Source organism: Gilvimarinus sp. 1_MG-2023 (assembly GCF_030548285.1).
The window spans coordinates 1-259 of the sequence record NZ_JAUOSC010001227.1 but is presented as its reverse complement, the minus strand read 5'-3'; the positions used below and the strand labels follow the sequence as shown (position 1 = coordinate 259).

Genomic DNA, 259 nt, shown 5'->3' with positions numbered 1-259 from the left:
CCCGCGTTTAGGTGGCCAACACGCAGACTATATTGCTAAGCAATTGCGCGACTTCCGCGCGGGTAACCGCACTACCGATGGCGACGCACAAATTATGCGCGGTGTGGCTAAGCATTTAAGTGATGCAGAGCTTGAAGCCGTAGCCAATTATATCTCTGGCTTAAACTAGGCGAGCGCATAGCTTAGTTGTATAAAAAACACCCGCTAAAAGCGGGTGTTTTTGTATCTGCCTTCGCAAATTGTGGGGGCTGAGTGCAAG

The 259-nt window shown here is 50.2% G+C and carries 1 protein-coding gene; it reads left to right on the top strand.

The window, feature by feature from the left end:
* Positions 1 to 169 (top strand): c-type cytochrome (locus tag Q4563_RS20775; RefSeq protein WP_442903834.1); only part of this gene is annotated, 169 nt, incomplete at its 5' end.
* Between the last annotated feature and the right edge of the window lie 90 nt (positions 170 to 259).